Source organism: Mesorhizobium sp. M2A.F.Ca.ET.039.01.1.1 (assembly GCF_003998035.1).
Classification (GTDB): Bacteria; Pseudomonadota; Alphaproteobacteria; order Rhizobiales; family Rhizobiaceae; genus Mesorhizobium.
Genome location: NZ_RZRY01000236.1, coordinates 1 through 8,664 on the forward strand (window position 1 = coordinate 1; position 8,664 = coordinate 8,664).

The window sequence follows — 8,664 nt, forward strand, 5'->3', positions numbered from 1 at the left end:
TCACTATACGGGGAGAAGGTGCCGGCAGGCGGATGAGGGGCAGCGCCGACCCTGAAAGCTTTCATGTCGCGATCGCGACGGCGTGCCTTGCGGCTAGTCACTCGGCAACTGACCCAGCCACTGGCCGCTAATGCGTGTCCGACCCGATATACGCAATCCGCAGCATATTGGTCGATCCGGGTGTCCTGAGCGGCACGCCGGCCGTGATGATGACGCGGTCGCCAGGCTTGCCGAAACCTTCTTCCAGCGCGATCCGGCAGGCCCGGTCGACCATGTCGTCGAGGTCGGTAGCATCCTCCGAAACCACGCAATGCGTGCCCCACAGCAGCGACAGGCGGCGTGCCGTGCTGAGGATCGGCGACAGCGCCACGATCGGCACCTGCGGGCGCTCGCGCGCGGCGCGCAGCCCGGTCGTGCCGGACGCGGTGTAGGAAATGATCGCCGATAGTTTCAGCGTCTCGGCGATCTCGCGAGCGGCCAGCGAAATGGCGTCGGCCCCGGTCGCCTCGGGTTCCGAACGCTGCGCGTTGATGATGCCGGCATAGGTCGGGTCGGTTTCGACCTTGGTGGCGATGCGGTTCATCATGCCGACAGCTTCGACCGGATAGGCGCCGGCCGCGGATTCGGCCGAAAGCATGATTGCGTCGGCGCCCTCGAACACGGCGATCGACACGTCGGAGACCTCGGCGCGGGTCGGCACCGGCGCGGTGATCATCGATTCCAGCATCTGTGTGGCAATCACCACCGGCTTGCCGGCGCGCCGCGCCGCGCGCGTGATCTGCTTCTGGATGCCGGGCACGGCTTCGATCGGCATCTCGACGCCGAGATCGCCGCGGGCGACCATCAGCGCATCGGAGAGATCGATGATTTCGGGAAGCCTGGCCACCGCCTGCGGCTTCTCGATCTTGGCCATGATCAGCGCCCGCCCGCGCGCGATCTTGCGCGCTTCCGCCAGATCCTCCGGCCGCTGCACGAAGGACAGCGCCACCCAGTCGACGCCCGTGGCAAGCACCGCGTCGAGATCGGCGCGGTCCTTGTCGGTCAGCGCGCCGACCGGCAGGTCGGTGTCGGGCAGGCTGACGCCCTTCTTGTCGGAGATTCCGCTACCGGCAACGACGGTGCAGGTGATCGACTTGCCGTCGGCCTTCACCGCCTTCAGCTCCAGCTTGCCGTCATCGATCAAAAGTCTGTGACCGGCCTCGACCGAGCTCAGGATTTCGGGATGCGGCAGGTACACGCGCTTCGACGTGCCGGGCTCGGGATTGTCGTCGAGCGTAAAGGTCTGGCCGACAGTCAGCGCTTCCTTGCCGTTGGCGAACTTGCCCACCCTGAGCTTCGGACCCTGCAAATCGGCGAGAATGCCGATCGGCCGGCCGACGGCGGCCTCGACGGCGCGGATGCGCCCGACCAGCGTGCGCATCAGCTCGTGGTCGGTATGGCTCATATTGATGCGGAAGACATCGGCGCCCGCTTCGAAGAGCTTCTTCAGCATTTCCTCGGAGGAGGAAGCCGGACCGATGGTGGCGAGGATCTTGACCTTGCGGTTGCGTCTCATTGACTGTTTGTTCCCGGAGCGGGGGTCGCTGGCGCGCCTCCCGTTGCGGGCTCGTCGGTCAGCTGGACCATCCAGCTGGCCTGCTCGCCCGTGTCATATTCTTGGAATCCGGCGCGTTGGAAGCCCCGAGCGACGCAATCATTCACGCCGGCGATCTTGAACTCTTTTTCGGCGACGCACATGTTGATCGGGCCATCCCAGCGCCCGCCACGCTCGGCGTCTTCTGCATAAAGATAGTAAAACCTTGATGACAGCGGACCCTCGATCAGCGTCTTGCAGGTCGATCCTTCGATGTGCCACCAGCCCTCGGTGATCCAGCCGGCCTTGGCGCGATAGCCGATGCCGACGCCCACCAGATTTTGCGTTGCGTTGCAAACGCGGAAGTCGGCCCGGGCCGGCGAGGTCGCGGCTATCGCGAAAAATCCCGCGCCGACGATCAGCAACGGCAGGGCCAGGCGCTTGCGCAGCCGGCCGGCAAAACCCATCGCAGATCCCCTTGCGAACCACATTTGCATCTCTCGAAGCCCCTTTTCAGCAAACTCCGGTCGCATGTCAACGCGCCGTTTTGTTCAATTCCAATCGATTTAGAAGGGCCCGTCGCGCAAATTCTCCCCGCGCCGGGGATTTTTTGCGGAAACCTTGGCCAAACAACGGCATTGCGCCGGCGTCTTCTTCGTGGAATGACGATACCACATCGCAGCCGCCATCCCCTTTTCAGCCGATGACCCGATCCACAGTTTTCACGCCGTTCGACATTGTCGAGGGCGACCGCAAGAAGGGGGTCGTGCTTCTGGCCGACCACGCCCGCCGCGACCTGCCGGAGGAATATGGCAGCCTCGGTTTGCCGGCATCCGAATTCGACCGTCACATCGCCTATGACATCGGCGTCGAGACGGTGACGCGCGAGCTCGCGACCGCGCTCGACGCGCCGGCGGTGCTGGCAGGCTTCTCGCGGCTGTTGGTCGACCCCAACCGGGGCGAGGACGACCCGACCATGATCCGTCAGCTCTATGACGGCACCGTGGTGCCGGGTAACTATCCGATAGCTCCGGAAGAGCGCGAACGGCGGCTCGACCGCTTCTACAGGCCCTATCACGACGCCGTCGGCGCGATGATCGCCTCCGTGGCGCATGCGTCGGGCAAGGCGCCGTTCATCTTCTCCGTCCATTCCTTCACGCCGGTGATGCAGGGCTTCGTCCGCCCCTGGCATGTCGGCGTGCTGTGGGACCGCGACGACCGCGTGGCGCGGCCGCTGATCGACATGTTGGCGCAGGACAGGTCCCTCGTCGTCGGCGACAACGAGCCCTATGACGGCGCGCTGCGCGGCGACACCATGTTCCGCCACGCCATCGTCAACGGCTACGCGCATGCGCTGATCGAGATCCGCCAGGACCTGATCGCCGACCGCGCCGGGGCGCTCGCCTGGGCCGAGCGGCTGGCGCCCATCGTTGACGCCATCGACCGCCGTGCCGATATACATCAGGTGAAGATGTTCGGCTCGCGCACCGGGCCGGTGTAGGCAGGCCGACAGTCCAGGAGTTTCCGAGATGACCGAACTCAGCGACGACCAGAAGCGCGATTTCGAGGCCGCGGCTTTCCGCCGGCTGGTGGCGCATCTGCGCGAGCGCGGCGATGTCCAGAACATCGACCTGATGAACCTCGCCGGCTTCTGCCGCAACTGCCTGTCCAACTGGTATCGCGAGGCCGCCGAAGCCGAGGGCGTGGCGCTGTCGAAGGATAAATCGCGCGAGATCGTCTACGGCATGCCTTATGCCGAATGGCAGGCGCTCAACCAGACCGAGGCTTCAGAAGCCAAGAAGGCCGAGTTCGAGGCCAAGCGGCCGAAGGATCATTGACGCTGTCGAATGCCTTCGCGACTTCGTCATTCCAGGGCGGAGCAAGGAGCGAAGCGACGCGCGCAGACCCTGGAATCCATGCCGTTACGACTATCGAAGAGTGCAGCGGTCCAGAATATGATCGTAGTGCACCCCGGGGATGGTTTGCGTCGTAGCGGCGCTTCCAGGTCACGGAATGGATCCTCGGGTCTGCGCGCGTCGCTTCGCTCCTTGCTCCGCCCGTGGATGACGAATGGAGGGGCGATTCTGCTAATCTCCAAAGCTGCAGTATGCCTCGAACAGAACCAATCCTCGGCCGCTCCCTTGGTCCAAGCACTTTCTTTGTTCAGTTCTTGACTACAAATTGAATCGATCTAATTTGCCGCGCGAACCATTTACCGCAGCGGAAATCCGGACGATGAGCATGCAAACCACGATGCAGGCCGCGACACGCGGCCGCTGGGCCGTCGCCGGTATCTTCCTCGCCAATGGTTTTCTGACCGGCAGTTGGGCGCCGCAGATCCCGGTGTTCCTGACCCGGCTCGACATCACTCGGTTCACGCTCGGCCTGCTGATCCTTTTGTTCGGCGTCGGCGCGGTCATTGCCATGACCTGCTGCGGCCATCTCATTTCCAGGCATGGCTCGCGCAGCGTGACGCGTTGGTTCGGCGTCTGCGGCAGCTTCGGCCTGCTGATCGTGGCGCTCGCGCCCAACGTGCCGCTGGCGGCCATCGCCATGCTCATCTTCGGCGGTTCGATCGGCGGCATGGATGTCGCCATGAACTCGAACGCCGTGGTGGTTGAAAGAAGGCTTTCCCGGGCGATCATGTCCTCCTCGCACGGCTTCTGGAGCCTTGGCGGCTTCGCCGGCGGCGCGCTCGGCGGCTATTCGATCCAGAACTACGGTTATCTTCCCCATGCCGTCGCGGTGACGGTGATCGCCTTTGCCGTGATCGCCTTCGCCATTCGCCATCTCGTCGCCGAGGACCGGCCGCAGGCTGTCGAGCATCAGAAATTCACGCTGCCGCGGCACACCGCCGTCTATCTGGTCGGGCTGATGGCGCTGCTCACTATGATCTCCGAAGGCGCGGTGCTCGATTGGGCGGCGCTCTTCCTGCATCAGGAACTGGGCGCCGACCTCGCGGTCGCCGGCCTCGCCTATGCCGCCTTCTCGGGCGTCATGGCGCTGATGCGCTTCCTGGGCGACAGCGTGCGCAACCGCTTCGGCGCAGTGCAGACCTTGCGCGGCTCGGCGCTGGTCGCGGCCGCCGGCATGCTGGTCGCCGGCCTCTCGTCCTCGCCTTACCTCGCCATCGCCGCCTTCGCCTTCTGCGGCTTCGGCATCGCCAACATGGTGCCGATCCTGTTCTCAGCCGGCGGCAACCAGGAAGGCATGTCGTCCGGCACCGGCATGAGCGTCGTCACCACCATGGGCTATTCCGGCATATTGGTGGCGCCGTCGGCGATCGGCTTCGTCGCGGAGCATTCGAGCTTCGGACCGATCTTCATTGCGCTTTCCGGGCTGCTGGTCGTCGTGCTCCTGATGGCAGGGCTCGCTCACCGCGCAGAATTCGCTCCCGAACCCGTGCCGGCCGAATAAAGCTTCAGCCCCTCATGCAGGAAATCCGCCACGCGGCGGATGCGCATGCTGGTGCGCACGTCGCGATGCATCGCGAGCCAGACAGGCAGGACCGGCAGCGGCACATCGGGCAACAGCTTTTCCAGGTCCGGATCGCGGTCGGCCAACGGCTCCTGGCCGAGGCCGATGCCGTTTCCCGTGCGCACCGCCTCCCACAGCACGATCTGGTTGTCGGTCCTAAAGCGGAAATGGCTGCGGCCGACCGGAATGCCGAACGACGTGAAGCCGCGAATGATCTCGTCACTGCGGTCGAAGCCGACCAAGGCGTGATCGGCGAGGTCGGCGGGTTTTTCCGGCCGGCCCCGCCGGTCGAGATAGACGCTCGCCGCGCATAGGCAGAGCGGAATGTCGGTGACCTTGCGCGCCACCAGTTCGTTCTGCGCCGGCCGAACCATGCGGATGGCGATGTCGGCATCGCGACGCAAGAGATTCTCGACCTGGTTGGAGGCGACGATCTCGACCTCGATGCCAGGCTCCTCTTCGCCGAGCCGCGCCATCATGTCCGGCAGAACGAAGGCGGCGACCACTTCCGAAGCGGCGATGCGCACCGTGCCCTCGATCGCCTCGACAGAGCCCAGCGCCAGCAGCGAGAACGCATTGGCCTCAGCGCTGACCGCCCGTCCGCGCTCGTAGAGCGTGCTGCCCGCCTCGGTCAGCTCGTAGCCGCGACGCGCACGCCGGAACAGCGTGACGCCGAGCGCGGCCTCCAGCTCGGCGATGTGGCGGCCGAGCGTCGGTTGGCTGGCCGCGAGCCGGCGCGCGGCGCCCGACAGACTGCCGGTCTCGGCGACTGCGACAAAACTCTTGATCAGGTTCCAGTCGAATTCCTTCATTCATTTTTGAATAACAGAACGTCGACTTCGGTCAATTTCAATTCGTCGATGAAGGCATCAGATTGCAGGTGCAAACGCAAACCACGGAGAGAACAGATGACCAAGATCGCAATCCTCGGCGCCAATGGCCGGCTCGGCCGCGTGGTCGGCAAGGCCTTCATCGACGCCGGCTTCGACGTCCGCGCCGTCACCCGTACCGGCAAGGTTCCGGCCGAACTCAAGGGCGCCACCGCGGTTGCCGGCGACGCGCTGGATCGCCAATCCCTGATCCGCGCCACCCAAGGCGTCGACATCATCTTCAACGGCTTGAACCCGATCTACACCGATTGGGGCAAGTGCATGCCGATGGCCGAGAACGTCATGACCGCCTGCCGTGAAAACGGCGCCCTGCATCTCTTCCCGGGCACCGTCTACAATTACGGCTCGCCGATGCCGCAGGTGATCACCGAAGCGACGCCGTTCCATCCGACCACCGAGAAGGGCCGTATCCGCTGCGCCATGGAAGACCTGTTTCGCGGCGAGGCCGAAGCCGGCCGGGTCCGCACCATCGTCCTCAGAGCCGGCGACTTCTTCGGCGGCACCGGCAGCGGCTCCTGGTTCGACCTCGTCGTCGCCGCCAAGATGGAGAAGGGCGTCTACACCGCGCCCGGCCCGGCCGACCTGACCCATGAATGGGCCTACCTGCCGGACTTCTCCGTCGCCTTCGTCGGCCTGGCGAAGAACCTCGACAAAACGGGCCTCTTCGAAGCCATCAACTTCCCCGGCCACGCCATCACCGACCTCGACATGAAGGCGGCGGCCGAGAAGGCGCTCGGCCGCAAGCTGAAGCTCTCCTTCATGCCCTGGTGGGTTCTGCGCGCCGGCAGCCCGTTCGTCGCAATGTGGAAGGAGATCGTGTCGATGTCCTATCTGCGCTACGAGCCGCACCGGCTGGTTTCGACGCGGCTGGAAGAGATCATCGGCGAAATCCCGCATACCCCGCTCGATGAGGCGGTGAAGGAGGCCTTGCAGGATATCGGCATCGCCGTGCAGCCCTCGCGCCTGGGCGCTTGATCAAAAGCTCCAACGAAAGATGAAACGGCCGGGTTTCAAAGCCCGGCCGCAATTCATTGAAGATCAGATTCTGCCCATCAGCAGCAGGATGAGCAGCACGACCAAAATGACGCCGACGATGCCGGAAGGGCCGTAGCCCCAGGAGCGCGAATGCGGCCATGCCGGCACGGCGCCGATCAGGATCAGGATCAGGATTATTACGAGAATTGTGCCGATCGTCATGAAAAATCCTCGCCGTCTGGTTGAACTTCGAGGGAACAATGCAAATAGCCGCCCGGTTGTTCCGGGCGGCTTCTCGTCTTGGCGTTGCGAACCGCTCTATTCCGCCGCTTTCGGAAAGGCAACCGCCGGCTCTGTGCCAGTTTCTCCAGCGGGCGCGCCCGTCGTGACCTCGCCCTTGCCACTGCGGAACAGGCGTCCGAACCAGCCGCGTCGCTGGCCGGGCTTCACCTTGGCGCGAGTGAACACCATCAGCATAGACGGCGTCACCACCAGCGTCAGCAGCGTGGCGAAGGACAGGCCGAAGACGATCGCCGAGGACAGCGAGATCCACCATTGCGTCGAGGGCGCGTTGATCGTCGTCTCGTGATGGAAGATTTCGAGACCGAGACCGAAGGCGATCGGCAGCACGCCGAGGATGGCCGACACCGCCGTCAGCACCACCGGACGGGCGCGCTCCCGGCAGGTCTGCAGCACCGCGTCCATCTTGTCCCAGCCTTCCTCGTGCAATCGGTCATAGGTGTCGATCAAAACGATGTTGTTGTTCACCACCACGCCGGCCAGCGCGATGACGCCGATGCCCGACATGACGATGCCGAAGGCCTCGCCTGTCAGAAGCAAGCCTAAGAACACGCCGATCGTCGCCATGACCACGCAGGACAAGACAAGCCACACGCTGGTGAACTTGTTGAACTGTGCCAAGAGCACCAGGAAGATCAGGAAGATCGCCGCGCCAAAGGCCTTGCCGAGGAAGGCGCTGGCTTCGGCGCTGTCCTCGTTGGAGCCGGCGAGCTTCCAGCGGATGCCGCTGCCGAGATCCATGTCGGTGACGGCCTTGGTGACCTGCTCTTGCACGGCGGCGACCTGCGCGCCGGCGCTGACATTGGCCTGCACGACCACGGTGCGCGCGCCGTCGATGCGGTTGAGGATGCCGACAGTCGGCTCGGGCTTGCGCACGACGAAGTTGGAGATCGGCACCGAGCCTTGCGAGGTCTGCACGCGAAGCTCGTCGAGTGTCGACAGAGTGCGCCGGTCCTCCGGCAGGCGCAGCCTTATGTCGACCGCGTCGTCGGCGCCGGCTGGCCTGTATTCCGAGAGCTTGAGGCCGTTGGTGACCAGCTGCACCACCGTGCCGACAGAGGTCGGGCTGATGCCGTATTGCGCCGCCTTGGCGCGGTCGACCTCGAGCGCCCAGTCGACGCCGGGCGGCGGCAGGCCGTCCGAAATGTCGATGACGTTGGGGATCTTGGCGATGCGCGCCGCCACCGCGCCCGCCTTGTCGTCCAGCCCGGCCGGGTCGGCGGCCGACAGCCGGATCTGGATCGGCTTGCCGGTCGGCGGGCCGGCTTCTGGAACGCGCACTTCGACATCGACGCCGGGAATGCCGGCCATCACGCCGCGCAGGTCATCGAGGATCTGGTTGGCGGACTTGCGCTGGCGCCAGTCGACGAATTCATACTGGATGACCCCGACCACGTCCTCCGGAATGTCCTGGCCGCCGCCCTGCGTCTTGCCGACGCGCGTATAGAC

At 64.9% G+C, this 8,664-nt stretch carries 9 protein-coding genes; 4 read left to right on the forward strand and 5 right to left on the reverse strand.

Translation table 11 applies throughout. The features are described 5' to 3' along the window. Positions 1-127: 127 nt before the first annotated feature. Positions 128-1,555 (reverse strand): pyruvate kinase, encoded by a 1,428-nt coding sequence (gene pyk, locus EOA24_RS18530; RefSeq protein WP_126080792.1) that lies wholly within the window; start codon positions 1,553-1,555, stop codon positions 128-130. Further along, on the reverse strand, positions 1,552-2,106 hold the full coding sequence (locus tag EOA24_RS18535) for a DUF1036 domain-containing protein (RefSeq protein ID WP_189342600.1): 555 nt from the start codon (positions 2,104-2,106) through the stop codon (positions 1,552-1,554). Before EOA24_RS18535 ends, pyk begins: the two co-directional genes overlap by 4 nt. A 170-nt stretch (positions 2,107-2,276) precedes the next feature. Here EOA24_RS18535 and EOA24_RS18540 point away from each other — a divergent pair, with 170 nt between their 5' ends. The 3 genes from EOA24_RS18540 (at position 2,277) to EOA24_RS18550 (ending at position 4,990) form a co-directional block, all read left to right on the forward strand. Further along, positions 2,277-3,074, forward strand: a complete 798-nt coding sequence (locus EOA24_RS18540) for an N-formylglutamate amidohydrolase (protein ID WP_126080790.1) — start codon at positions 2,277-2,279, stop codon at positions 3,072-3,074. A gap of 28 nt (positions 3,075-3,102) precedes the next feature. Further along, positions 3,103-3,411, forward strand: coding sequence for a DUF1244 domain-containing protein (locus EOA24_RS18545; RefSeq protein ID WP_126080789.1), 309 nt, complete (start codon positions 3,103-3,105; stop codon positions 3,409-3,411). Between the two features lie 397 nt (positions 3,412-3,808). Continuing rightward, on the forward strand, positions 3,809-4,990 hold the full coding sequence (locus EOA24_RS18550; RefSeq protein ID WP_126080788.1) for an MFS transporter: 1,182 nt from the start codon (positions 3,809-3,811) through the stop codon (positions 4,988-4,990). Here EOA24_RS18550 and EOA24_RS18555 read toward each other — a convergent pair. Next, positions 4,948-5,862, reverse strand: coding sequence for a LysR family transcriptional regulator (locus EOA24_RS18555; protein ID WP_126080787.1), 915 nt, complete (start codon positions 5,860-5,862; stop codon positions 4,948-4,950). The two genes, EOA24_RS18550 and EOA24_RS18555, sit on opposite strands and share 43 nt — an antisense overlap. A 96-nt stretch (positions 5,863-5,958) precedes the next feature. Here EOA24_RS18555 and EOA24_RS18560 point away from each other — a divergent pair, with 96 nt between their 5' ends. After that, positions 5,959-6,915: an SDR family oxidoreductase gene (locus EOA24_RS18560; protein ID WP_126080786.1), complete on the forward strand. Its 957-nt coding sequence runs from the start codon at positions 5,959-5,961 to the stop codon at positions 6,913-6,915. Between the two features lie 63 nt (positions 6,916-6,978). Here EOA24_RS18560 and EOA24_RS18565 read toward each other — a convergent pair whose 3' ends face one another. Both EOA24_RS18565 and EOA24_RS18570 read right to left on the reverse strand, forming a co-directional pair. Then, positions 6,979-7,137 (reverse strand): DUF3309 family protein, encoded by a 159-nt coding sequence (locus tag EOA24_RS18565; protein ID WP_040991775.1) that lies wholly within the window; start codon positions 7,135-7,137, stop codon positions 6,979-6,981. 96 nt (positions 7,138-7,233) lie between these two features. After that, the coding region (locus tag EOA24_RS18570; protein ID WP_133374544.1) for an efflux RND transporter permease subunit at positions 7,234-8,664 on the reverse strand (1,431 nt) is incomplete at its 5' end.